General features: G+C 39.9%; 20 protein-coding genes and 2 tRNA genes. 14 read left to right on the top strand and 8 right to left on the bottom strand.

Annotation, left to right across the window (positions count from 1 at the left end; genetic code table 11):
• Nucleotides 1-1,533: a flexirubin biosynthesis tyrosine ammonia-lyase FlxA gene (flxA, locus tag NE848_RS11665; protein ID WP_252113746.1), complete on the bottom strand. Its 1,533-nt coding sequence runs from the start codon at nucleotides 1,531-1,533 to the stop codon at nucleotides 1-3.
• A 288-nt stretch (nucleotides 1,534-1,821) separates the two neighbouring features.
• On the opposite strand from flxA, the gene NE848_RS11660 reads away from it, so the two are divergent.
• From NE848_RS11660 to NE848_RS11650, 3 genes are all read left to right on the top strand, one after another.
• Nucleotides 1,822-3,057, top strand: coding sequence for an NAD(P)/FAD-dependent oxidoreductase (locus tag NE848_RS11660; protein WP_252113745.1), 1,236 nt, complete (start codon nucleotides 1,822-1,824; stop codon nucleotides 3,055-3,057).
• Between the two features lie 160 nt (nucleotides 3,058-3,217).
• Nucleotides 3,218-3,300: transfer RNA gene (locus NE848_RS11655), tRNA-Ser, on the top strand.
• 129 nt (nucleotides 3,301-3,429) lie between these two features.
• Nucleotides 3,430-3,507 (top strand) — tRNA-Pro (locus NE848_RS11650).
• Nucleotides 3,508-3,759: 252 nt separating this feature from the next.
• Here the strand turns inward: NE848_RS11650 and NE848_RS11645 are convergent.
• On the bottom strand, nucleotides 3,760-9,696 hold the full coding sequence (locus tag NE848_RS11645; protein ID WP_252113743.1) for a HAMP domain-containing protein: 5,937 nt from the start codon (nucleotides 9,694-9,696) through the stop codon (nucleotides 3,760-3,762).
• A gap of 451 nt (nucleotides 9,697-10,147) precedes the next feature.
• On the opposite strand from NE848_RS11645, the gene NE848_RS11640 reads away from it, so the two are divergent.
• Entirely contained in the window at nucleotides 10,148-10,516 is a 369-nt protein-coding gene (locus NE848_RS11640) for a response regulator transcription factor (protein ID WP_252113741.1), read from the top strand.
• An 83-nt stretch (nucleotides 10,517-10,599) separates the two neighbouring features.
• Here NE848_RS11640 and NE848_RS11635 read toward each other — a convergent pair whose 3' ends face one another.
• The 4 genes from NE848_RS11635 to NE848_RS11620 all read right to left on the bottom strand — a co-directional run bounded on the left by NE848_RS11635 (nucleotide 10,600) and on the right by NE848_RS11620 (nucleotide 12,517).
• Nucleotides 10,600-11,226, bottom strand: a complete 627-nt coding sequence (locus NE848_RS11635) for a TlpA family protein disulfide reductase (protein WP_252113739.1) — start codon at nucleotides 11,224-11,226, stop codon at nucleotides 10,600-10,602.
• A gap of 32 nt (nucleotides 11,227-11,258) precedes the next feature.
• Nucleotides 11,259-11,675 carry a DsrE family protein gene (locus NE848_RS11630; RefSeq protein ID WP_252113737.1) on the bottom strand — a complete coding sequence of 139 codons (417 nt, stop codon included), beginning with the start codon at nucleotides 11,673-11,675 and terminating at the stop codon, nucleotides 11,259-11,261.
• Nucleotide 11,676: 1 nt separating this feature from the next.
• The gene (locus tag NE848_RS11625; RefSeq protein ID WP_252113735.1) at nucleotides 11,677-12,081 is read right to left on the bottom strand and encodes a DoxX family protein; all 405 of its coding nucleotides are present in this window, start codon (nucleotides 12,079-12,081) and stop codon (nucleotides 11,677-11,679) included.
• 76 nt (nucleotides 12,082-12,157) lie between these two features.
• Nucleotides 12,158-12,517 carry a hypothetical protein gene (locus NE848_RS11620; protein ID WP_252113733.1) on the bottom strand — a complete coding sequence of 120 codons (360 nt, stop codon included), beginning with the start codon at nucleotides 12,515-12,517 and terminating at the stop codon, nucleotides 12,158-12,160.
• Nucleotides 12,518-12,763: 246 nt separating this feature from the next.
• On the opposite strand from NE848_RS11620, the gene NE848_RS11615 reads away from it, so the two are divergent.
• The 9 genes from NE848_RS11615 to NE848_RS11575 all read left to right on the top strand — a co-directional run bounded on the left by NE848_RS11615 (nucleotide 12,764) and on the right by NE848_RS11575 (nucleotide 20,724).
• The gene (locus tag NE848_RS11615) at nucleotides 12,764-14,077 is read left to right on the top strand and encodes a TolC family protein (RefSeq protein ID WP_252113732.1); all 1,314 of its coding nucleotides are present in this window, start codon (nucleotides 12,764-12,766) and stop codon (nucleotides 14,075-14,077) included.
• Between the two features lie 3 nt (nucleotides 14,078-14,080).
• Nucleotides 14,081-15,154, top strand: a complete 1,074-nt coding sequence (locus tag NE848_RS11610; protein WP_252113730.1) for an efflux RND transporter periplasmic adaptor subunit — start codon at nucleotides 14,081-14,083, stop codon at nucleotides 15,152-15,154.
• A 38-nt stretch (nucleotides 15,155-15,192) separates the two neighbouring features.
• Nucleotides 15,193-18,405, top strand: coding sequence for an efflux RND transporter permease subunit (locus NE848_RS11605; protein ID WP_252113728.1), 3,213 nt, complete (start codon nucleotides 15,193-15,195; stop codon nucleotides 18,403-18,405).
• A 54-nt stretch (nucleotides 18,406-18,459) separates the two neighbouring features.
• A complete protein-coding gene (locus tag NE848_RS11600; RefSeq protein ID WP_341482788.1) occupies nucleotides 18,460-18,762 on the top strand; it encodes a hypothetical protein in 303 nt (100 codons plus the stop codon).
• A gap of 16 nt (nucleotides 18,763-18,778) precedes the next feature.
• Nucleotides 18,779-18,964 carry a YgaP family membrane protein gene (locus tag NE848_RS11595; protein ID WP_252113726.1) on the top strand — a complete coding sequence of 62 codons (186 nt, stop codon included), beginning with the start codon at nucleotides 18,779-18,781 and terminating at the stop codon, nucleotides 18,962-18,964.
• A 142-nt stretch (nucleotides 18,965-19,106) separates the two neighbouring features.
• Nucleotides 19,107-19,385 carry a rhodanese-like domain-containing protein gene (locus tag NE848_RS11590; protein WP_252113724.1) on the top strand — a complete coding sequence of 93 codons (279 nt, stop codon included), beginning with the start codon at nucleotides 19,107-19,109 and terminating at the stop codon, nucleotides 19,383-19,385.
• A 3-nt stretch (nucleotides 19,386-19,388) separates the two neighbouring features.
• Nucleotides 19,389-19,703 (top strand): rhodanese-like domain-containing protein, encoded by a 315-nt coding sequence (locus NE848_RS11585; protein ID WP_252113722.1) that lies wholly within the window; start codon nucleotides 19,389-19,391, stop codon nucleotides 19,701-19,703.
• Between the two features lie 2 nt (nucleotides 19,704-19,705).
• Nucleotides 19,706-19,918, top strand: a complete 213-nt coding sequence (locus NE848_RS11580) for a hypothetical protein (protein ID WP_252113720.1) — start codon at nucleotides 19,706-19,708, stop codon at nucleotides 19,916-19,918.
• A 122-nt stretch (nucleotides 19,919-20,040) separates the two neighbouring features.
• Complete coding sequence (locus tag NE848_RS11575) at nucleotides 20,041-20,724, top strand: aspartate/glutamate racemase family protein (protein WP_252113718.1); 684 nt, start codon at nucleotides 20,041-20,043, stop codon at nucleotides 20,722-20,724.
• 11 nt (nucleotides 20,725-20,735) lie between these two features.
• Here the strand turns inward: NE848_RS11575 and NE848_RS11570 are convergent, their stop codons facing one another.
• Both NE848_RS11570 and NE848_RS11565 read right to left on the bottom strand, forming a co-directional pair.
• Complete coding sequence (locus NE848_RS11570) at nucleotides 20,736-21,698, bottom strand: amidohydrolase family protein (RefSeq protein WP_252113716.1); 963 nt, start codon at nucleotides 21,696-21,698, stop codon at nucleotides 20,736-20,738.
• A gap of 276 nt (nucleotides 21,699-21,974) precedes the next feature.
• Nucleotides 21,975-22,934, bottom strand: a complete 960-nt coding sequence (locus NE848_RS11565) for a fatty acid desaturase family protein (protein ID WP_252113714.1) — start codon at nucleotides 22,932-22,934, stop codon at nucleotides 21,975-21,977.
• A gap of 468 nt (nucleotides 22,935-23,402) precedes the next feature.
• On the opposite strand from NE848_RS11565, the gene NE848_RS11560 reads away from it, so the two are divergent.
• A complete protein-coding gene (locus NE848_RS11560) occupies nucleotides 23,403-24,233 on the top strand; it encodes a DUF1206 domain-containing protein (protein ID WP_252113712.1) in 831 nt (276 codons plus the stop codon).
• Nucleotides 24,234-24,434: the final 201 nt, after the last annotated feature.

Raw genomic sequence — 24,434 nt, 5'->3', positions numbered from 1 at the left:
TTAATAGGCTTCGTTATTTCTTAGATGATCCTTCAGTTTTGAAATCTCCTCATATAATGGCCTGTCTTCTTTAATTGGAGGAATGATGCCTCTCAAGGTCTGAAGTTTTGATTTGGTTGCCGAAGACAGTCTTTCATCAAAATCAAGATAATAAAGGGCCTGAATGATGGTGGCCAGTTCTGTTGAAAGTACTTCAAAACTATTCTCAATCACCTTCCTGGTCATATTTGCCGAATTCGCACCCATGCTTACAATGTCCTGATTGTCATTATTATTCGGGATACTATGCACATACATTGAATTTGATAACATCTGATTTTCAGCCGTGGTTGAAACCGCTGTAAATTGCGCGCCCTGCATTCCGAAATTCAAACCCAGTTTGCCAAGATTTACAAAAGGTGGAAGAATATCGTTTAGTTTTGAATTTAAAAGGTAATTCAACTGCCTTTCGGCTAGCATGGCAGTCTTCGTGATCACCAGTCTTAATTTGTCCATTTCCAGTGAAACATAGTCTCCATGGAAATTTCCTCCATGATACACATGTTCTGTTTCAACATCAATAATGGGATTATCATTCGCCGAGTTCACTTCTTCAATAAGTATTTTAAGTGAATTCTCGATCGTATCAGATACCGGTCCCAGGATTTGTGGGACACACCTTAAACTATAGTATTCCTGAACCTTTTCCTTAAAAAATGTATTCTTATCTGCTCCACTGGTATAAAGATGCTCGTTACGGTCACGAGTAAGTTTAGAGTCAGCCAGATGCCTTCGCATATGTTCCGCGATTCGCTGCTGACCTGGATGAAGTTTTGAAGAGTTCAATTCCTCCGAAAGATGATCATCATATGCCTGTACTATTTCATTGATCACCGAACTGCAGAAAATTGCCCAGCCAAGCAATCTTCGTGAATAAATGACATTCACGATTCCAATCCCAGTCATCGCCGAAGTCCCGTTCATCAGGGCGAGTCCTTCTCTTATTTTGATCTGTGCCGGTTCGATATCCAGTTCATCGAAAACTTCTTTTGTTTGCCTTCTTTTGCCTTTATAAAACACCTCTCCCTCACCTATCAGTACTAATGCAAGATGTGCAAGCTGTACAAGGTCCCCTGATGCACCTACCCCACCATGTTCATAAATAAGGGGTGTTACATCCTTATTGATCATATCAATCATAGTTCTTGCAACAGAAGAATGAATACCCGATTTACCAAGGCAAAGAGTATTCAGCCTAGCAAGCATTAAAGCTTTAACATAAAGTGGTTTCATTACCTCTCCCGCCCCTGTCGCATGGCTTCTTATTAAATTGAGCTGAAGTTTGATTTTGTCTCCATTCTCAATCTTATACTGAGCCATAGGTCCAAAACCAGTGTTTACACCATAAATAATCTTGTTTTCGGAAAAATCTTTTAGGAAATTAAAACTTTTATCGAGCCTTTCTAAGGTTTTCTTGTCAAGTTCAATTTGCTCACTATCAAATAAAACCCTGTAAAAGTCGTTAAGTTTCAGTGCATTTTCTAAGTTCAGCATATACCTTTTCTGCTAGTAGTTATAGGTTTGGGATAGCTGTTAAAGCTTTTAACAAATGTAGCATAATAAATACAAAACATCCATGTTTAAAAGGTGGGTTTCAAGTTTTAATTCTAATTTAAACCGGGTAACATAGGTCACAAGGAATTTTATTAAAAAGTTAGGCTCTCCTTCTAATTATAAAATGTGTATTTAAGTAACTCCCCGTCATGAAGTTTTTTCTCTAAAAAATCTTTCCTATCATTCATACATTCTCTTTAAGTTTGTCTATCGCTCTCTTTATTGTCTATGAAAAAGGAAATTAAAGATATAATCATCATTGGAGCAGGACCATCCGGAATGGTCGCTGCTGGTTATTTGCAAAAACAGAATGCATCCCTTTTAGTTCTAGAAAAGCAGAAATTCCCACGATTCAGCATTGGAGAAAGCCTTATTCCAAGGTGTATGGATAATTTTGATGAAGCAGGATTATTACCAGCACTAAATAGGGAAGGTTTTCAAAAGAAATTTGGAGCTCGTTTTCTCCGAGGAAATGAAGTAGCAGAATTCGACTTCAGTAAAAAGTTCGGAGAAGGCTGGGACTGGACCTGGCAAGTCTCCAGGGCAGATTTTGATAAAGTTCTGGCCGATGAAATCTCTTCGCGAGGTGTTGAAATACAATTTGAAACGGAACTAAAGTCTCTCGAGTATAAAAATGGAATATGGGAGATAGGGTGCATTGATAGTTCGGGAAATGAATCTCAGTTTTTTGCACGCTTTATAATTGATTCCAGTGGGAATGGAAGGGTTCTGGCCCGGAAGTTTGGCCTTGAAGCTCCACCAAAGATCTATGACCACTCTTCCATATTTACCCATATAGAAGAAACAAACAGACCTTTAGGAAAGGAAGGTGAACAGATAAGTTTTGAAGTTCTGGACACTGAAACCTGGTTCTGGTATATTCCTTTTTCCAATGGAACTTCTAGTCTTGGATTTGTAGGTTCAAATGAATGGTTTGAAAGGTTTGAAGGAACAAATGAGGAGCTATTCCGGAAAATGCTAGAGGAAACCAATTACTATAACGGGCGGTTTGATAATTATGATTTTCAGTTTGACCCTGTTAAACTTCAGAATATTTCCAGAAATGTGAATTATATTCATGGAGAAGGCTTTGCCTTGACAGGGAATTCGGCTGAATTTCTGGATCCCGTTTTTTCTTCAGGAGTTGCCTTTGCAACCGAATCCGGACTTCTCGCCGCAAAGCTTGCTTACAGGGAACTAAATGGGGAGAAAGTAGATTGGGAAAAAGAATATTCCGCTTATATCAACAAAGGTGTTAATGTGTTTTCTACCTACGTAAAAGAATGGTACTCGGGTAAACTTCAGGAGATATTCTTTCATCCTAATCCTAGTCCCCAGATAAAAGAGCAGATCTGCGCGGTTTTGGCCGGATATGTATGGGATAATAACAATCCTTTTGTGCGAAATCATAAACGAATGGTCAGTAATTTGTATGAACTGATACGATCGGAAAAAACTGTTTAAAAAAATATAATGGCTTAGATTACTGAAGCCAAGTATTTTAATTATATAAGCCTTATTTTTATCTAAAAATAAACCGAAAAAAGAAATAAAAGGTTTGGAAGGTTTATAAGTAAAAGTTACATTTGCAACCGCAAAATTAGTTGCGAAGTTCTTAAATAACGGAGAGGTGGCAGAGTGGTAATGCAGCAGCCTGCTAAGCTGTCATCCTTCTTGGATGCCCGGGTTCGAATCCCGGTCTCTCCGCTAGATTTTTAGTCTGTGGTTTTTTATTCTCTTTTTCAATGGAAAAATCGGGATAAATTTCCTCCGCTTCCCGGCTGCTTTTTTAAAGTGATTTGGAACGGAAAGGACTAAAAATAATAATTAACTATTCGGGGTGTAGCGTAGCCCGGTTATCGCGCCTGCTTTGGGAGCAGGAGGCCGCAGGTTCGAATCCTGCCACCCCGACCATACTCTTGAAACCTCTGTATATGCAGAGGTTTTTTTATTTCTGATCATTTAGTATTCATTGTCTAATATCATACCTGATTAGCCAATAATTGAAGGTATACTTTTACAATAAAAAGGCTATCTAAAAAGTAATTCCAGGCGTGATCACAAACAAGGTGAAGTAATCTGTACTTTGAGTAATCATGTAAAGATTGCTTCGTGTCTCGCAAAATGACAGAGAAAATAATTTTTAGACAACCTTTTTTAATGATTCTATTTAAGCAACCACAACCTCATCAGGTTCAATAATTTATCTACATTCACAGGCTTGGTTAAATAATCATTAGCACCCGCTTCAAGACTTTTTGCCTTGTCTTCAGGCATCGCCTTAGCGGTTAGAGAAATTATAGGTAAATTTTTGTAATCTGAATTTTTCCTGATTTCTGTTGTGGCCTGATATCCGTCCATGACAGGCATCATCACATCCATCAGCACTATATCGATATCCTTATTCTTTTTAAGTTTTTCGATGGCTACTTTTCCGTTTTCAGCAATGATAACCTGCATTCCAGATTCTTGTAAAATTTTAGAAAGGGCATAAGAATTACGGGTATCATCATCTGTAAGTAGAACTTTCTTATCCTTTAAACCATGTTTTGGATCATGCAGATCTGCCATGATCTTCTTTTGCTGAAGCGAAAATTTACTTTCATGGCAATGAATAAAAAGTGATACTTCATCCAACAGATGTTCAGGAGAAGAAGCCCCTTTAATCAGGATACTATCTGTAAATTTATGTAGTTCATCCAGCTCATTTTTAGTAAGTTCTTTACCGGTGTAAACCACCACAGGGGTATTATTATCGTCCTTGTTCGATTTCATTTTCCTGAGCACCTCAAATCCTGAAATATCAGGAAGCTTCAGGTCCAGGATTATACAGTCAAATCTTCTTGATTTCAACTTGGTTAAAGCTTTCTCTCCATTGGTTGCTGAGAATATCTTAATTCCTTTATGCTTCAAGATCTTTTTAATCGCCTTAAGGCTGCCTTCGTCGTCTTCAACTATCAGAATTTCCCTGTCTGGAGAATTGTGTAATTCTTCTATCTTCTGAAGCGCCTTACTTATATCTCCAGAAGAAACAGGCCTCAATCCAAAATCGATTGCTCCCTTCATTAAGGCTTCACGACTTCTATCTTCTTCAGAAGTGTAAAATACCGGAATATGCCTGGTCTTTAAGCTGAATTTTAAATGATCCAGCACTGTGATACCTTTCATATCAGGTAACTGCTCATTCATTAGAATTCCATTTGGCTGAAACTGTTCAGCCAGTTTTAACCCTTCTTTTCCATTTTTTGCAAAAAGCATTTTAAATCCAAACTTCTGAACTACTGATTTTACCGATTTAGAAAAAGATTTATCCTCATCAATTACTAAAACTGAATAGTCAGAAACTTTAAGGTTTTCTCTGTCGTCTGGAATATGGCCATTCTGATGGTCTTCTTTATATTTACCTGTTTGCTGCACCGACAGTTCTCTTGTCTTATCTGGAGTGGTCTCCCTGTAGGAAGACATAGCACCATCCTTTTCCTTTATAGGAGCACTATTTAGGTCCATAGGGATATAGATCTTAAATGTACTTCCCTTTCCTTCCTTGCTTTCAATATGAATTTCACCTCCTAAAAGTCTGGAAAGCTCTCTGGAAATTGTAAGTCCAAGGCCGGTCCCTCCATACTGGCGGCTGGTTCCTCCCTCTGCCTGCTGGAATGCCTCAAAGATCATCATTCGTTTAGCTTCCGGAATTCCAATTCCAGTATCTTTTACCGAAACCTCCAGAACTTCAGATTTTGGAATGGTGATATCTCGGAACTTAACCTTATCATCAGGCAGGCCGATGGATACATCTACCGATCCTTTTTCAGTAAATTTAATGGCATTAGAAATAAGATTCTTAATAATCTGCTCCAGTCGTTGCTCATCGGTAATGATCTTTTCCGGGGCCTTTGTATTAGACTGAATGCTAAACTTCAGTTTCTTGGATTTTGCTACCGGTTCAAACTGATTTCGCAGATTATTTATAAGATTGGAGATTTTAACTTCTTCCGGATGTATCTGAAGCTTTCCTGCCTCCACTTTAGAAAGATCGAGAATATCATTAATCAGATTCAGAAGGTTCAAGCCTCCTTCGTAAATAATGCTCGCTGATTTTTGCTGATCCTTATATAAATTCCCTTTCCTGTTATCACTAAGATCTTTTGACAGGATAAGAAGGCTATTTAAAGGAGTTCTCAGTTCATGAGACATGTTCGCAAGGAATTCCGATTTGTATTTACTGGCGAGCTCCAGTTCTTTTGCCTTGCGCTCAACCTCAACCCTACTTGACTGCAGGTCTTCCTTCTGCATCTCAAGATCTGTCGTTTTAGATTCAAGATCTTCATTAGCCATTTGCAACTCCTTACTCTGAATCTTCAATTTCTCCTGTTGCTTAAGCAATTCTTCAGACTGTCTCTGAGATTCTTCAAGAAGATCTTTCATTTTTTCCCTGTCCAGGGCAGAGTTGGTGGTAATTGCGATATTTTCTCCAACCGATCTTACCAACTCGAGCTGATTATCATTGAACGCTTTAAATGAGCCTATTTCAATAACTCCCTTCACTTCCCCATCAATTAAAAACGGCTGAACAAGTATATGCCTTGGGTCTGTTTTTCCTAAACCTGATGAAACACTTATGTAATCTTCCGGAATTCCTGAAAGCACGATAGCCTCTTTTTCGGTGGCCGCCTGTCCTACCAATCCTTCTCCAAAATTAAAGGTGGTTTTAAGTGATTTTCTTCGGGTAAAAGCATAAGAGCCGGTCATTCTTAACTGCTTTTTATCCTTGTTCTTTTCAGCAAGATAGATCACTCCAACCTGCCCATCCAGATATTTTGTGAGGTAAGAAATAATATTTTTGGAAAGTGTAAGGATATCCTGCTCTCCACGCATTCTATCGTTAAGCCCAGCCTGTCCGGTCTTGATCCAGGCTTCATTTTCGTTTTCTTCCGAAATTCTTTTAAGATTCTCGGTCATAGAGTTAAGTGCGATACCTAACTGGTCGGCCTCACTACGAAGCGGCATCTCAATCGAGAAGTTACCTTCAGCGATGGTGTTGGCAGCTTTTACAATCGTGGTGAAGGAGTCAACCATCGCGTTGATGTTGTTCTTAAGCTCCTGTACCTCACCTTTTACTTCCACATCAATCTTACGAGAGAAATCTCCACGTGCAAGTGCCGTAGATACTCCTGCGATATCCCGTACCTGTGAGGTAAGGTTACTCGCCATCTGGTTCACATTATCGGTAAGATCTTTCCACGAACCTGCAACGTTTGGCACCTCTGCCTGACCTCCCAGAATACCTTCTGTCCCCACCTCACGCGCCACGTTGGTTACCTCGTCAGCAAATATATTCAGGGCATCCACCATGATGTTAATCGTAGTGGAAAGTTCCAATACCTCTCCACCTTTACCCTGTTCAGAAATCTTTTGCGAAAGGTCACCATGCGCAACCGCAGTGGTTACCGAGGCAATCTCCCGTACCTGTGTGGTAAGATTCGATGCCATCGTATTCACATTATCGGTCAACCCTTTCCAGGTTCCTGCTACATTCGGCACTTTTGCCTGACCGCCCAGTTTTCCTTCGGTTCCAACCTCACGGGCCACACGGGTTACCTCGGCAGCAAATATATTCAGCGAGTCCACCATCTGGTTAATGGTATCCTTCAGTTCAGCGATCTCACCTTTTACATCAATGGAAATCTTTTGTGAAAGGTCTCCATTCGCAACCGCGGTTGCCACGTTTGCAATTTCCCTTACCTGACTCGTAAGGTTACTCGCCATGGTGTTTACGTTATCGGTTAGATCCAGCCAGGCACCTGCCACATTTGGCACCTCGGCCTGTCCTCCCAGCATTCCTTCGGTTCCCACCTCACGGGCCACACGCGTTACCTCATTAGAAAGTATATTCAGGGAGTCCACCATCGTGTTAATGATGGTTGAAAGTTCAAGTACCTCACCACCTTTTTCTTCTTCAGAAATTTTCTTGGATAAATCCCCGTTCGCTACCGCTTTGGTTACCGAGGCAATTTCCCTCACCTGAGTAGTAAGGTTACTCGCCATCGTGTTTACGTTCTCGGTCAATTCCAGCCAGGCACCACCTACGTTTGGCACTTCTGCCTGACCACCCAGGATACCTTCGGTACCCACCTCACGGGCCACACGCGTTACCTCATCAGAAAAAATGTTCAGCGAGTCCACCATCGTATTAATGGTTTCCTTTAATTCAGCAATCTCACCTTTGGCTTCAATGGCAATCTTTTGTGCAAGATCACCTTTTGCAACAGCCGTTGCCACATTTGCGATCTCCCTTACCTGTGTGGTAAGATTAGATGCCATGTAGTTTACATTGTCGGTAAGATCTTTCCAGGTTCCGGCCACATCAGGCACTTTCGCCTGACCTCCCAGGATACCTTCGGTACCCACCTCTCGGGCCACACGCGTTACCTCATCAGAGAAAATGTTCAGCGAGTCCACCATCTGGTTAATGGTATCCTTCAGTTCTGCGATCTCCCCTTTTACATCAATAGTAATCTTTTGAGAAAGGTCTCCATTGGCCACCGCAGTCGCCACGTTTGCAATCTCCCTCACCTGAGTGGTAAGGTTACTTGCCATTATATTTACATTATCGGTAAGATCTTTCCAGGTTCCGGCAGCACTAGGCACAGTTGCCTGACCTCCCAGTTTTCCTTCGGTACCTACCTCACGTGCCACACGGGTTACCTCGGCAGCAAAAAGCGTTAGGGAGTCAACCATGCTGTTTATCGTATTTGAAAGGATCAATACCTCTCCCCCTTTTCCTTCTTCGGTAATCTTTTGTGTTAAATCACCCTGGGCTACCGCTGTAGTTACAGAGGCAATCTCCCTTACCTGGTTAGTAAGGTTACTCGCCATCGTGTTTACATTATCGGTAAGGTCTTTCCAGGTTCCTGCTACATCGGGCACTTCAGCCTGACCTCCCAGTTTTCCTTCGGTACCTACCTCACGTGCCACACGGGTTACCTCATCAGAGAAAATGTTCAGCGAGTCCACCATCTGATTGATAGTATCCTTCAGTTCGGCAATTTCACCCTTTACATTAATGGAAATCTTCTTGGAAAGGTCTCCGTTCGCAACCGAAGTTGCAACTCCTGCTATCTCCCTTACCTGAGCGGTAAGATTTGACGCCATAGTATTTACGTTAACGGTAAGATCTTTCCAGGTTCCGGCAACATCAGGCACATCGGCCTGGCCTCCCAGTTTTCCTTCAACACCCACTTCACGTGCCACGTTGGTCACCTCGGCCGCAAAGATGTTCAGCGAATCCACCATTCGGTTAATGGTGGTTGATAGACCAAGTACTTCCCCTCCTTTTCCTTCTTCCGTAATTTTTCTGGATAGGTCACCATCGGCAACCGCAGTGGTCACCCTGGCAATTTCCCTTACCTGTTCGGTAAGATTACTCGCCATTTGGTTTACATTGTCGGTAAGATCTTTCCAGGTACCTGAAACGTTAGGCACACTTGCCTGACCTCCTAACTTTCCTTCTACACCCACCTCACGGGCCACCTGTGTTACCTGTTCAGCAAAAATATTCAAACTTCCCAGAGTACGGTTTATTACATCGGCCATGGCCCGGAAGTCACCGGTTACCGTAAGGCTAAATTTATCTTCAAGTTTTCCGGCCGCAATACTGTTAAGAATTCTACTTACCTCAAGTACCGGTTTTGCGATCGCCTCAATGAGGATGTTAATGTTGTCGATCATATCCTTCCATACCCCACTGGAAGCCTTAAATTCTGCACGCGCATCCAGGTTTCCTTCAATACCACCTACACGGGAGATACGCGATACCTCGGTACTAACCCCTCCAATCATTTCAACCATGGTATTATATGCCTCAGCCAGATCGGCGAATTTATCGTTCCGTTCCTTTGAGAGCCGAACGGAAATATCTCCTTCCCTAAACGCCTCCAGGGCGAAGATGAGTCGATCTAATTGTTCATGAACATAATCACTGTCTTTGAACATCTCCTCATGAGGTACTCTTTTAGATTTTTTTACTACGGGGCCTTTGGCTTTCCTGATTTTTCGGGTAGATGAATTACTACTGGATTTAGAGGTTGTGGTCTTTTTTGCCATTAGATTCGGGAATTTCAATTCTGTATTCTTTAGTTAAGAATACCCTAAATAGATTATCAGATTGTAAAAAACGTACTTTCTACCAAGTGATTATGTGAATTTTTTGTGAAAACTATGTGAAATTTTTATGAAATGTTGAATTGAGGGAAGTCCTAATAAAACTCTCAAGAAAAAAATGGAGCAAGCTATAAGGCTGATGTTTAAACAGAAATGAGCTTATACATCAATTATTTAATAAACTTCAGATGAGAATTATTTCTTAAAAGAAAGAAGTAAAAGTCTGATGACAGGAAACTGTATCTCTAGTGATCATATATTTATTCTTATTTTTGAGGGATTTTTCGATGGAATGACCATCCAGAAATATAGGTTAAAAAAAGAAAAACAGAAGATTTTCTATAAAACTGGTAAATCCAAACAAACATTATCTAATTCAATAAAAAATTTTAAAATGAATAAAATATTACTAGTTGAAGATGATTATACACTGGGCTCTATACTAAAGGACCAACTTGAAATGAATGGCTATAAAGTAAGCCATTTAAGGTTTCCAAAAGAAACTATAGAAAACCTTCTTGAAGATGAATTTGATCTGGTAATATTAGACAAGTTATTGAAAGGAGTAGATGGAACGCAGATCTGTAAAGAAATCAGGAATACAGATAGTATTTCAGAAATCCCTATCCTTATGATGTCTGGAATGGATGATGCACAGGGAGCCTGCGTTGCCGCCGGAGCAAATAATTTTATCGCTAAACCCTTTGAAGTTGACAGCTTCTTGAAGAGCATTGAAGCTTCATTAGAACCGAAAAAGATCTAATACAGGATATTTCCCCAATCCTGTCCAAAAAAGATATAAAGCCTGTTGAAGTTTCAACAGGCTTTTTTATTTCAGGTTTTGGCTTATTTTAAACTTTTCAGAAAAGTTTTAAATTCTTCGGTATTATAATCAGCCATTCCCATATGTGTCAATACAAGATAGCCTTCCGCATCTATTACATAAGTAGTGGGAAGCTGTGAAGAACCATACATAGAGGGTATCTGGCTTACGGGTTCGTAGATAGGCAGGCCAAATTCCTTTCTTTCCTTATAGTCAATGGCTTTTTCAAACTCCTGATCCATTGATAGCATAACGAAGGCCACTTCGTCTCCCAGAGCATTGTGTAGTTTATTAATGCCGGGCATTTCGGCCACACAGGGAGGGCACCAGGTCGCCCAGAAGTTCATAAAAATCACTTTGCCTTTAAGGTCACTTAAGGAAACAGAATCTCCATTGATATCCTTAAGCTTCAAATTTAAATCTGCTACAGGATATTTCTTTACGTCTCCTGAATTTGCCAAGGTCTCTGTCCCCATTGGTTCTTTTCTTTCCTCTACTTTGGGATTTAATAAACCTGTTTCAAGGAGTCCTCTATGCACAAAGCCTATCACTTCGGTATGCAGGCCCGTGCCATATAACACTATTGCTATAAAGGCATAAATGGAATACTCCACCCATGCTTTCTTAGTGCTCTTCTTCTTTTTTCTCATTACTTATCTTAATGATTTCTTCTAATGAGCTTTTAAAGACTCAGACTTTTATATCCCTTTTTCTGAAGCTGAAAATTGTAGAGAATACCATTTTCAACAACTTTCATTTTCTTTGGAACAGCTTTCTTGTCTACCTTAAATTTATTCAGGGAGAATCCACAGGCTACGAGTTGAACTCCTAACTTTTCAGCTTTGGAGATGAACTCCCTTATTTTGGAAGGATCTGTAACGTCTCCTATTTCTTTGCCACAGATGATCACTTCAAAGTTACCAAAATTGGCACCATCCTCTTCTTTTAGTTTTTCAGCCGTTATTAATATTGGTTGTAACTGTGGTACCTTTTTGGTGAGCACCACGTAGTTATGTTTCGTGTGATGTTGTGCCTGTGCATGGGTTCCTGTAAAAAATGTTAGTATCAGTAAAATACTGCTATAAAGAATTGTTTTCATTTTATTTAAGTTTAAAAAGTTTATCTGTGACGTTTATTATGAAAAACAATAGTCCACCCAGTATTGCGATATTTTTAAAGAGTGGACCAAGTGTGTTTATCTGTCCTACCTGGACCGATAGGGTTATAGGTATTAGTACAAGTAATAATATGATTGCCGCCCATCTGGTTTTATATCCAATAAGAAATAGAAAACCCGCTCCCAGCATAACAATTCCGGAGAGTATCACCAGCCATTCCGGGTCACCAAAAAAATAGGCAATACCTTTAAAACTGGCTTGTTCCAGTCGTTGAACTGTTTTCGCGGTGTTCAGCAAATGATTGCTTCCTGCCACCAGGAAAATTCCACTTACCAAAATTCGCAATAACTGTATGGAACGACGACTAATATGAATTTTGTTCGTCATTATTGATATTATTATGATTTATAATCTGACCTGATTCGATGCAAAAACATCAATCCAGAAAATGCTAAAATCTCAATTATACCAATCTGGGAGGAGGAGAATGGCTATCCAGATAGAGATAGCTTAATCTTGAAGTGAATATTATATTTTCTATACTGATGTCTTCTGAAATATTTAAATCCCAGGAGAAGACATTGAAGCTGAACTGGGGAGTACAGAAACTGCTAATTTCAATAACACTCCTCCCCTCATCTGCACTCTGGTTAAAATCGTAAGTTTTTTTAGAATCCCAGGTGGATTGTTTCTTCTTGCAATAAGGTTTAACAAATGATACGCTTCCCTGAGATATAATTTTTACCAGACCGGTATCTACAATAAATAACTTCCCCAGAAACAAGGGAATTAACAGCAAGGATATGAGGTTTTTTGTACTCACGTTTGCAAATCTAATATTTTAGATATGGTCTTAATGTAACTTGTGTTACGTTTCAAATCTAAAAACAAATAATTTCCTGTCTTTACCCAACCTTAAGATTAAGTTGGCTCTTTTCAACCTCTACCAAAAATCGGAATATTCTTCAAATCCACTGGCCCAAAAGTAATTTTCAAAAAAGCATGAGTAACAAAAGTTGCTGAACTGCCTGTACCCTCAATATACTTTTGTCCCAGAAAATTAACAGACATGAAGAAAATAAGACTCTTTTTAATTCTATTCCTCTTTGTTGCAGGGCTTAAAATAAGTGCCCAGCAAGTGCATCCGATAAGTAAGGACTCGGTGCTTGAAAGGGTAATGGAAAATAACAGAACATTAAAAATCTCGGAGCAGGAATTCCTGCAGGCCAGGGCAGATTACAGGCAGACCAACGCGGTCTTTCTTCCAAATATAAGTGTCTCCCATACGGGAATGACTACTAATAATCCGCTTATGGCCTTCGGTTCCAAACTAAATCAGGAAAGGATTACTCAAAGTGATTTTGACCCTGCACTTCTTAACGATCCGGACCGTATAAACAATTTTGCTACAAAAATTGAGGTGGAGCAACCTTTAGTGAATATTGATGGTATATACCATCGAAAGGCCGCCAAATCCAAAATGAAGGCTACCCGTCTAAAAAGCGAACGCACTGGGGATTATATGACGCTGGAAGTTGAAAAGGCCTATATGGAGCTTCAGCTGGCCTATAAAGCGGTGAATGTTTTGGAAAAGGCCCTTGAGGCAGCGATTTCCAATCAGAAAATGGCCAGTGACAGGTATAAACAGGGTTATCTGCAAAAGGCCGATATACTATCTGTAGAAGTAAGGGTTTCTGAGATCAATAATCGTTTACACTACGCAAAAAGTAACCTTGAAAACTCTTCGGATTACCTGGAGTTCTTAATGGGAAAATCCCAGGAAGGAATCCTGAAGCCAACAGATTCACTTCAAATAAACTCACTTATTGATCCTGAAAACACAGGAATTTCAGAAGAGCGTTCCGATATCAAAGCAATGGAACTGGCCACAGAGGCCAGACAGGAGATGTACACGGCCGATAAGATGAATTTTTTGCCAAGGTTAAATGCCTTTGGGAGCTACGAGCTTTACGATGAAGATATATTCCAGGGAGATGCCAGCGGATATATCGCTGGAATATCATTAAGCTGGGATGTTTTCCAGGGTTCAAAACGTATAGGGAAAATGCAGAAAAGCAAAGCCGAATATGAACAGGCTAAGCTGGAATATGAAGAATATTTCTCAAAAAGTACGATGGAACTGAACAGGGCACGAAGAGCACTGAAGGATGCCGAGAACAAATTGAATCTCAACAAACTTGCCATGGAACAGTCGGAAGAATCTCTAAGGATCAGGACCAACCGTTTTGAGGAAGGACTGGAAATAACTTCCGATCTGCTTTCGGCAGAAGCAAAATACCTTGAAAAAGAACTCGAATACTATCAAACCATTTATGAATACAACTATGCTAAGGCATATTTAGAATTTTTAACCAAAAAATAAGCGATGAAATTAAAACTATATACCCTTTTAATTGCCGGAATGGCAAGTCTATTTATCAGCTGTGATGCCGATAAAAAAACCACACAGGAGAAGCAGGCTTCAATTGCAGTAAGCATGAACTCGCCTGCCTCAGAAAAAGGATCTACTCTAGGTCTTAACGGAAAAATTGAGGCAGTGAACAATGCGAAACTGAGTACCCGAATGATGGGCTATGTGGATAAAATAAATGTTGAAATTGGAGATAAAGTGAGAAAAGGCCAGTTACTGGTCTCTATCAACAACTCTGATCTTCAGGCAAAATTGGCCCAGGTAAACGCAAAAATCACCGAAGCACAGGCAGCCTACAACAATGCTGAAAAGGACTATAACAGGTTTAAGAACCTGTTTGAGGAGAACAGTGCTTCTCAAAAGGAACTGGACGATGTAACCGCAAACTATGAAATGGCTAAAGCCAGGCTTGAAGCGGCTCGCCAGATGAAGAATGAGGTACAGGCTCAGTTTACCTATGTGAATATAAGAGCTCCTTTTAGCGGAGTAATCACCAACAAATTTGCGGAAGAAGGCGATATGGCCAACCCGGGAATGCCATTGGTGGCAATGGAAGCTCCGGGTGCTTTTGAAGTAAGAGCAACAGTTCCGGAGTCTGAAGTGTCTTCAATAAAAGAGGGAACTGAAGTCAATGTAAATGTAAAGACACTTGACAAAACCATTAAAGGAGTTATTTCAGAAGTGAGTGCTTCAGCTAAGAATACCGGAAGCCAGTATCCTGTAAAGATCAGTCTTGAAGATACAGGTGATGAGATTAGATCTGGAATGTATGTGAGTGTGGAGGTCCCGGTGAAACAGGAAACAGCCAGTGAAAGAGTACTTATTCCTTCAGCAGCTGTGGTACACCGTGGAGCACTAACAGGAATCTATACTGTAAGCTCCCAGAACACTGCCCTCTTAAGATGGTTAAGATTAGGGAAATCCTACGGAGACCAGGTAGAGGTGCTTTCCGGACTCAAGGCAGATGAGAAATACATAATAGATGCTGAAGGAAAACTTTACAACGGTGCTCCGGTAAATATAAAATAAGCCGACACAAAAAACTATAAGAATTTAAAAGCTATACAATGAAAGAAGGATTAGCAGGCAAAATAGCCAAAGGCTTTATCAACTCGAAACTTACTGTTTTGCTGATGATCGTCTTTATGGTGGTTGGGGTTTACAGTTCTTTTCTTATTCCAAGGGAAGAGGAACCTCAGATAGATGTGCCTATGGCAGATATCTTTGTAGGATATCCCGGCGCCTCTCCTACCGAGGTCGAATCACGGGTGGTCAAGCCATTGGAAAAGATAATATCTAACGTAAAAGGAGTGGAATATGTGTATTCCACTTCCATGAAGGAACAGGGAATGATCATCGTTCAGTTCTATGTGGGAGAAGACATTGAGCGATCCTATGTAAAGCTATACAACGAACTGATGAAGAGTATGGACCAACTGCCCCCTAATGTGACGCAGCCCATGGTCAAGACCCGTGCTATAGACGATGTTCCCGTTCTCGGGCTCACTTTATGGAGTGAAAATTATGACGATTTTGAACTGAAGCAAATGGCTGAAGAACTCAATAGTGAGATCGAAAAAGTCGAAGATGTTTCAGTTACAAAAACTATAGGTGGAAGAAGCCGTGAATTACGAGTAGTGCTGGATAAGGCTAAAATGGCTTCCAGTGGAGTTGACTTTCTGGGAATTGCCGAAAAGATCAAGGCTAATAATCAGCAAATGTCTTCGGGTACATTCGACAAAAACGACACTGAATTTCTAGTAACCACAGGCAGTTTCCTTAAAACAAAAGAAGATGTAAATAATTTGATCGTTGGGGTTCAGGACAACCAACCGGTATATCTTAAACAGGTTGCCAGTATTATTGACGGACCTGAAGTACCAAAGGAATATGTAAGCTTTGGTTACGGCCAGGCTACTGAAAAATCAGGTGAATACGTTTCCAATTATCCGGCAGTTACCATTTCGGTTGCCAAAAGAAAAGGAGCCGATGCGATGAAAGTCGCCGATGTTATCATCGAAAAAATAGATCACTTAAAACAAAATCTGATCCCTGATGATGTACAAGTAGAAGTGACCAGGAATTACGGGGAAACGGCTTCACACAAGGTTTCAGAATTACTGATGCACCTTATAGGAGCTATCATCGCGGTAACCATTGTGGTAATGCTTGCAATGGGCTGGCGTGGCGGACTTGTAGTCTTCCTGTCTGTACCTATCACCTTTGCCCTGACCTTGTTGAGCTACTATATGCTCGATTACACCCTGAACAGGATCACTTTGTTCGCTCTTGTATTCGTAACAGGGATCGTGGTAGATGACTCGATTATTATTGCCGAGAATATGCACCGGCATTTCAAGTTGAGGCGTTTGCCCTTTAAACAGGCTGCCTTATATGCGATAAATGAAGTTGGAAATCCAACTATACTTGCAACCTTTACGGTTATCGCATCGGTATTGCCAATGGCATTTGTAAGCGGATTAATGGGGCCATATATGAGCCCAATGCCAATTGGAGCTTCCATTGCGATGATCCTGTCTTTATTTGTGGCCTTAACCATTACTCCTTACCTGGGATATCTTTTCCTACGAGAAAAGAGTAAAAAAGGCGAAAAGGAACCTGATTCTGAATTAAAGGAAAACGACAATAGCATAGACAATACCCTTATTTACAGGATATACTCAAGATTTGAAAAGCCGCTGATAGAAAGTCCAAAGAAAAGATGGATATTCCTGGGGACAACTATCATATTGCTTCTGGCTTCCGTTGCAATGTTCTTTACAAACACCGTTGCAGTAAAAATGTTGCCTTTCGATAATAAGAACGAATTCCAGGTAATTATAGATATGCCTGAAGGAACCACTCTTGAACGGACGGCTGTGGTAACCAGGGAGATTGGACAATACCTGTCTCAAAGACCCGAAGTTGTGAATTATCAGACCTATGTGGGAGCTTCAGCGCCAATCACCTTTAACGGACTTGTAAGGCATTACGATCTGCGAGGATCCAGCAATACAGCCGATATCCAGGTGAACCTGACCGATAAAGGTGACAGAAGCGCCCAGAGTCACGATATCGTAAAGTTATTGAGGCCAGATGTACAGAAAATAGCAGCTAAATATAATGCAAATGTAAAGCTGGTGGAAGTTCCGCCAGGGCCTCCTGTTCTGTCTACTATAGTTGCCGAAGTATACGGACCAGATTACGAGAAGCAAATAGAAGTAGCTGATGAAGTTCAGAATATCCTTAACAATACAGAAGATGTTGTAGATGTAGATTGGATGGTGGAAGCCGATCAGCCTGAATATGAATTTGAGATCGATAAGGAAAAGGCAATGCTCTATGGAATTGCTCCAAAGCAAATAGTCTATACTCTTAATACCGCTCTTGGAGAAAATGCCGTAACCCGGCTTTATGATGAGGATGCTGCTGAACCAGTGGGAATTGTTCTGGCCATAGACGAAAATGAAAAGTCTACTGTTAGTGATATATCTCAGATCCAGATCAAGTCACAGAACGGACAAATGGTTTCTGTAGGTGACCTGGTTAAAGTGCAAAATGATGTAAGGGAAAAGAACATTTACCGCAAGAATCAGAAACGTGTGGTGTATGTTCTGGCTGATATGGCCGGAGAACTTGAAAGTCCCGTGTATGCCATCCTGGGAATGGAAGAGAAACTGAAGGACATAGAACTTCCTGAAGGTTATACAATGAATGAACTGTATATGGATCAACCCCAGTATGAGGACGACTATACCGTCAAATGGGATGGAGAATGGCAGATCACTCTGGAAGTCTTCAGGGACCTGGGAATCGCTTTCCTTGGGGTAATCATAATAATCTACATCCTCATTGTTGGCTGGTTCCAGAACTTTAAAGCGCCTATAGTTATGATGGTAGCTATTCCACTTTCACTGGTAGGAATCGTATTAGGTCACTGGATTTTAGGTGCATTTTTTACTGCCACTTCCTTTATCGGGATGATTGCCCTGGCGGGAATTATGGTCCGGAACTCGGTGCTGTTAATCGACTTCGTAAACCTGAGACTGGAAGAAGGAATTCCGCTAAAACAGGCCGTGATAGAAGCCGGAGCGGTAAGGACCACTCCTATTCTACTTACCGCGGGTACGGTGGTGATCGGGGCCTTTGTGATCTTATTTGACCCTATTTTCCAGGGATTAGCAATCTCGCTAATGGGAGGAACCATAGCTTCTACAGTGCTTACACTACTGGTAGTGCCATTGGTCTACTATATGATCGAAAAGAAAAATCATACATAAAACCAAATCTGCCGGGTCTCTGTTTCAGGGATCCGGTAGCTTAAAACCATTAAAATGATGAAATTATTAATTGTTACTTCGCTTTCCGAATTTCAGAAGGATATTCTGAAACTTTTCAGGGAATCACATATAGATGCCTTTAGTACTTCGGAAATAGACGGCTATAAGAATTCTCTTGTCGCCACTCAAAGCTGGTTTCCCGGCGAAAAGTCAGGCAACGAATCGGTAATGCTTTTCAGCTTTACCGAAAACGAGAAAATAGACAGCTTCTTTAAGCTTGTAAAGGAATATAACCAACAGCTCGAAACCAATAACCCGGTTAGAGCCATAGTATTACCCATTGAAAGACATATTTAATTAAAATCGATAAAAAATGAGAAATAGAATAGTACGAGGCGTAGCAGGAACATTTATTTTGATAAGCCTGATGCTTGCCCTTTATGTAAACATTAACTGGTTATGGTTTACCGCATTCGTAGGAGCTAATTTGCTCCAGTCTTCCATAACAAGATGGTGTTTGATGGAAGATATTTTAAAGAAGTTCGGAATCACCAATTAAAAATAACTTACCCAGGATAGGACTTTCAGTACGGGATGGTGTTTAATATTCTCCATCAATAGTTCTATCAGGCTTTGTAACAGAAGTCACTGTAAAGTAAGTCCTTACGAACTATTTTTGGTCTATTATTAAAACTGAAATTATGAGTATTGAAAAATTGATAAAAGAGAACAAAGGTACAATCATAGATGTTAGAAGTAGGAATGAGTATAGTTCAGGCCATGTAAATGGCTCCAGGAACATTCCTCTCACTGAGATCCCAAATAGCCTGGACGAACTGAAGCAATTAACAGCACCTCTAATTCTCTGTTGTGCCTCTGGCATGAGGAGTCATCAGGCAGAAACGTACCTTCAAGAACAGGGTATAGAATGTATAAATGGAGGATCCTGGTTAGAATTAAATTATTTAAAATTCAATTAAAATATGCTTAAGATATTAAAGAAACTCTTTAACTCTAATCCGGAACCCGATTATTCAGAGTTACTAAAGAACAATGGAATTATTCTGGATGTTCGTACCAAAAATGAATATGCGATAGGACATATTAAAGGTTCTAAAAATATTCCTTTAAATAGTCTTACTACCCATCATTCCAAACTCACGAAGAAAGATCAGCCCATTATTACATGCTGCGCATCTGGTATGAGAAGTGCAAATGCAAAAAGAATTTTAAAGAATCTTGGCTACACGAATGTTCATAATGGCGGTGGATGGAGAAAACTTCATAATAAATTATAGTCATGAAAGAAAGACTTCTTACAGGTTGGAATATATGGCGAATAATTTATCTGGTTATTGGAGTGGTTATGATAATCCAGGCCGCCAGTTATGATCAATGGATAGGAGTTATCCTTGGAATATACATGACGGCCATGGGAATGTTCGGGTTTGGATGTGCTGGTGGTAACTGCGCTAATGGTAGTTGTAGCATTCAGGAAAAGCCTGATAATTAGTTGATTTAGATTTGAAAGGATGATGGTTTTCAGCTATCATATTTTCTTTTAGAGTAACAATAGTTACTGTTAAAGCTAATATTACAGCGTAATTTCATTGAATAAAACTTAAATCCTTAGTTATGAAAACTCTAGGTATGATAGGTGGAACATCCTGGCACTCCACTATAGTATATTACAGATTAATCAATGATTTGGTAAGTGAAAAAATTGGTACTCAGGGCAATCCTGAACTGATCATTTATAGTATTAACATTGAATTAATGAGAGAACAGGATTGTGATAAGATAAATGCCAAATACCTGGAAGTATCTAAAAAGCTGGAACAGGCCGGAGCTGAAGCTATAATAATATGTGCCAATACTCCTCATATGACCTATACACATATACAGCCCAAACTTGATATTCCGGTACTTCACATAGGTGAAGCCATAGGAAAGGAAGCAAAAAGACAAGGATTAAAAAAACTGGGTTTATTGGGCAATAAACCTACAATAACCGGAAATTTTATACCCGATTATCTGAAAGAAAATTTTGGAATTGAAGTTCTACTTCCTTCTGAAAACGTTATTCTAAAATCACATCATTACGTGTCTAATGAACTAACACAGGGCAAGTTTACCGATGAAGCAAGAAGTTTCTACCTGGAACGAATAGATCTATTCCAGGAACAGGGAGCTGAAGGAGTGATCCTAGGTTGTACAGAACTTCCTATGCTCCTTGACCAGGAAGATGTGAAATTCCCCTTAATAGCCACCACCCAATTACATGCAAAGCTAGCTGCAGATTTTATCTTTCAAAATTAAGCATTGCTCTGTTAATTATGGCTGGAATGTTCTGCTATTACCTTTTTATCAAGTTTTAAGAAGCGGGCCGCATTGTTATAAAATATATCCCTTTTTTGCTCCTGGCTCAAAAAAGGAGCTTCTTCAATGGCTTCTACAGCGGCCCCGATCTTCATAGGCCAAACCATCTGGTCTGAACCGAACATGATACGTTTTCCAAGTCCTGCACGTACAAATGCCTCTAAATAGTCATAAAAGGCTGTACGCGGAATCACCCAGGTTATCGTTGATACATCAGCATAGAGCTGTGGATACTGATACATCATGGCGATCATTTCATCCCGGTATGGGTATCCGGCATTTTCTACAAAGATCCGAAGCTTTGGATGACGAATAAGCACCTCTTCCAGCAAGAGTGGACTTCCAGAGGCTGAGCGGAAATTAGGCATATAAGGCCCGATTCCCAATGTATGGATGAGTACCGGAAGGTCAAGCTCTTCAGCCAGTTTAAAATAAGGTTCCAGTGCAGGATCATTTGGAGGTATCCCGTTTAATTGAGCTCCAATTTCACCCATCCCGGTTAAGTGCCCTGTAGAATACTCCTGCCTGAGAGCTTCAAGGTTGGAACTATTCGGCTCCATAATAAAAGGAGATCCGATAAAACGTTCCGGATCAGCTTTTTTCCATTCCTTAACCGTGGATAAATCAATGCCGCTAAGAAAACCTTTTACAATATTATACCTGGACATCTGTTCCAGAGTTTTTTGAAGATTCTCAGAAGAATTTGCAGTGGATCCGCCCTGGCCTTCACATGGATCGGGCCGACAAATTGCCGGCGTTCCGGCAGGAATATCGTGAGGTAGTCCGGTATGCATATGCATGTCAATTATAGGTTGTCTTTCCTGCCCTAAAATTTGATTTGTTGAGAAGACTGCACCAATAAAGAACATGATTAAAGAGAAGTAGTAGATTACCGATTTATTTGTAGTTTTCATAATAAATCTGTTTTGTAAATAATTAATTTCTCTACTATTAAAAGTACGAATTTAAGCTAGAAGGTTTATTAAAAAAGAGTGGTTTGTTTCTATTAAAAGCACCTTATTTTCGCATCGGAGAAGGATGTCTAAAAAAAATGCTGGGAAATCAAGCTAATGAGAATAAGGAATGTACGACCATATGAATAACAATTCATATTAATCATCTCACAACTTAAATTAAGTTAGTGAGATGATAATTAAAATGCATCTCACATTCCAGAATATGACATTGATTTAGGCGCCAAGCATATTCTTTCTTCCCAGGAACCTAAGCATTTTAGTGTGATCTGCAATAGCTCCTATAAAAGTTTTCTTACTATGATATGGAATCCCGAATTCCCTCGCGGTATCTTCTACTATTTTTGAAATATCCCTGTAATGCACATGACAGATATTTGGAAACAAATGGTGTTCCACCTGATAGTTCAATCCACCTATAAGCCATGAAAAGACCTTACTTCGTGGAGAGAAATTACTGGTAGTGACTAACTGATGCGCATGCCAGTCACCACTTATTTTATTCTTATTATCTGGCATAGGAAAATCTGTATCAGGTATAATGTGTGCCACCTGAAAAACTGTACTTATTAACAAACCGGTTACCAGATGCATACTTATGAAAGCAAGAACAACTATCCAGGCGGCCTGTGGTACCATAATAAGAGGCAGGATCAAAGCATAGGAAAAATATAGGAGCTTCCAGCCTATCACCTTACCCAGCTCCTTTTTAAATTCATTCTTTTTGTTGAGGAACCCCATATTCTTAAACCGGGTGATCTTCACAAAATCCTTGGCAGTGATCCAGGAAATAGTAGAGAGTGAATAAAAGAACCATACATACAAATATTGAAACCTGTGTAACCTTAATCTTTTGGTATTGGGCGAAAATCTGAGAAAGAAAGGTTGATTAATATCATCGTCGGCCCCATCTATGTTTGGATAGGTATGGTGCAGAACATTATGCTGAATCTTCCATACTGTCGCATTTGCTCCAATAAGATTAAAAGTTAAACCAAGGACCTTATTAAGCTTTTTGTTCTTTGAATAAGAACCATGTATGGCATCATGCATAATTCCCATTCCTATCCCCGACATTCCAAGACCACTTGTAATATACAAAAGGAAAAGTAACCACGGACTGCTAACAATCCCGGTGTTTATAATAATGAGAGGAACAAAAAACAGCGCGAGCATGCTTATCGTTTTCAATACCATGCTTGTATTTGCATGGCGGCTGATGTTGTTGGATTTAAAGTAATTATTAACTCTGCTTTTTAAGGCCTTTGAGAAGTCAGTACTTCTCACTGAAAAATTTGGATATTTAATGGTATAATTATTTGATTCAAAAGCTGATGCAGGCTTTTTATTCTAGAAAAATTTTAGTAATAAAAGCATCTATCCGTAAAAAAGGAAAATTCAAAGGTTTCAGAACTCTTGCAGAAAAGAAACGGTTCTAAATATCTCAGTATAGCGGAATAATATAACAGGCTCAATATATGGTTTTTTAATGCCAAACCCTACTATTAACCTAATTGTTTTACCCCTTTTAGAATACAATGTAAAAATCAGGAAAACTTAAAGTTTTTTTAATTGTATCCTTTCCTAAATTATTTCAACTTATTTTAATGAAATCAAAAAAAATAACCAACCAAACCATTACAAATGAGCAGTAAAAAGAAAAATTTCGCAAGATTTGGCATGGCTGCCAAAGGAGCAGTTTATTGTATAATAGGAATATTAACGGCACTTGCCGCTTTTGGACAGGGAGGTGAACAAACCGGAGGAAAAGGAGCGCTTAAGTATCTGGCTGAGCAGTCTTATGGCCAGTTTTTGCTCATCGTTTTGGCTGTTGGACTTTTAGGCTATGTTTTCTGGCGATTCTACCAGTCATTCGCCAACCCTAATGGATTTGAGGACAATCCCAAAGGATATGGAAAAAGGGTGGCTTTTTTCATAAGCGGCCTACTCTATGGTGGGCTGGCTTTCTATTCATTTAAACTGGCTTTTGGCGGCGGTGGATCTGGCGACAGTAAATCCATGACGGGTTCGCTCATGTCTGGCTCTAATGGAGATACCATCGCGATTATTATAGGAATCGGAATGGCGATAAAGGCAGTTTATGACCTTTATCGTGCTTACTCAGGAAAATTCCGGGAAGAAGTTGAGGAGACAGGAATGGATCATAAAGAACAGAAATTACTGATTAATGCTGGTAAATTTGGTCATACGGCCCGGGGTGTAGTTATAGCTCTTATGGCGTTTTTAACTTTAAGATCAGGTTTATCATCTGGAAATGACATAGGAACACAAACTGATGCCTTCAGTTTTATTCAGAATGAATTTGGGTCTTTTGCCCTTGGAATAGTTGCCATTGGTCTTGTAGGCTATGGGGTATATATGTTTATCAAAGCTAAATATCCGGCAATATCTGTGGCAAGTCTGCGTAATAATAATTCAGGTGGACATGGAAAGAAAACCATCGACCTTAAATAATATGCTAAATCGAAAATGCCGGGACCTTATATGGCCCGGTATTTTTATTTCCGGATACTTCCGGAGATAATACCGCTTCTACTTTTTAGAACTATTTCAGAATTGATATAATGAATATCAATATGATGCTAATTGCAAATATTATAGCTCTAATAAAGTCTTCCCGTTTTGCCTGAGACTCCATAATTCAGCAATTAATAT

The organism is Gramella jeungdoensis, assembly GCF_023805255.1.
GTDB classification, from domain to species: Bacteria; Bacteroidota; Bacteroidia; order Flavobacteriales; family Flavobacteriaceae; genus Christiangramia; species Christiangramia jeungdoensis.
The sequence above is the reverse complement of the archived record's forward strand: the minus strand, read 5'-3'. Positions and strand labels throughout refer to the sequence as shown.

Bases quoted from the DNA above. Each gene is read 5' to 3' on its own strand.
- flxA (WP_252113746.1), bottom strand. From the start codon at position 1,533: ATGCTGAACTTAGAAAATGCACTGAAACTTAACGACTTTTACAGGGTT.
- NE848_RS11660 (WP_252113745.1), top strand. From the start codon at position 1,822: ATGAAAAAGGAAATTAAAGATATAATCATCATTGGAGCAGGACCATCC.
- NE848_RS11645 (WP_252113743.1), bottom strand. From the start codon at position 9,696: ATGGCAAAAAAGACCACAACCTCTAAATCCAGTAGTAATTCATCTACC.
- NE848_RS11640 (WP_252113741.1), top strand. From the start codon at position 10,148: ATGAATAAAATATTACTAGTTGAAGATGATTATACACTGGGCTCTATA.
- NE848_RS11635 (WP_252113739.1), bottom strand. From the start codon at position 11,226: ATGAGAAAAAAGAAGAAGAGCACTAAGAAAGCATGGGTGGAGTATTCC.
- NE848_RS11630 (WP_252113737.1), bottom strand. From the start codon at position 11,675: ATGAAAACAATTCTTTATAGCAGTATTTTACTGATACTAACATTTTTT.
- NE848_RS11625 (WP_252113735.1), bottom strand. From the start codon at position 12,081: ATGACGAACAAAATTCATATTAGTCGTCGTTCCATACAGTTATTGCGA.
- NE848_RS11615 (WP_252113732.1), top strand. From the start codon at position 12,764: ATGAAGAAAATAAGACTCTTTTTAATTCTATTCCTCTTTGTTGCAGGG.
- NE848_RS11610 (WP_252113730.1), top strand. From the start codon at position 14,081: ATGAAATTAAAACTATATACCCTTTTAATTGCCGGAATGGCAAGTCTA.
- NE848_RS11605 (WP_252113728.1), top strand. From the start codon at position 15,193: ATGAAAGAAGGATTAGCAGGCAAAATAGCCAAAGGCTTTATCAACTCG.
- NE848_RS11600 (WP_341482788.1), top strand. From the start codon at position 18,460: ATGATGAAATTATTAATTGTTACTTCGCTTTCCGAATTTCAGAAGGAT.
- NE848_RS11595 (WP_252113726.1), top strand. From the start codon at position 18,779: ATGAGAAATAGAATAGTACGAGGCGTAGCAGGAACATTTATTTTGATA.
- NE848_RS11590 (WP_252113724.1), top strand. From the start codon at position 19,107: ATGAGTATTGAAAAATTGATAAAAGAGAACAAAGGTACAATCATAGAT.
- NE848_RS11585 (WP_252113722.1), top strand. From the start codon at position 19,389: ATGCTTAAGATATTAAAGAAACTCTTTAACTCTAATCCGGAACCCGAT.
- NE848_RS11580 (WP_252113720.1), top strand. From the start codon at position 19,706: ATGAAAGAAAGACTTCTTACAGGTTGGAATATATGGCGAATAATTTAT.
- NE848_RS11575 (WP_252113718.1), top strand. From the start codon at position 20,041: ATGAAAACTCTAGGTATGATAGGTGGAACATCCTGGCACTCCACTATA.
- NE848_RS11570 (WP_252113716.1), bottom strand. From the start codon at position 21,698: ATGAAAACTACAAATAAATCGGTAATCTACTACTTCTCTTTAATCATG.
- NE848_RS11565 (WP_252113714.1), bottom strand. From the start codon at position 22,934: ATGCTCGCGCTGTTTTTTGTTCCTCTCATTATTATAAACACCGGGATT.
- NE848_RS11560 (WP_252113712.1), top strand. From the start codon at position 23,403: ATGAGCAGTAAAAAGAAAAATTTCGCAAGATTTGGCATGGCTGCCAAA.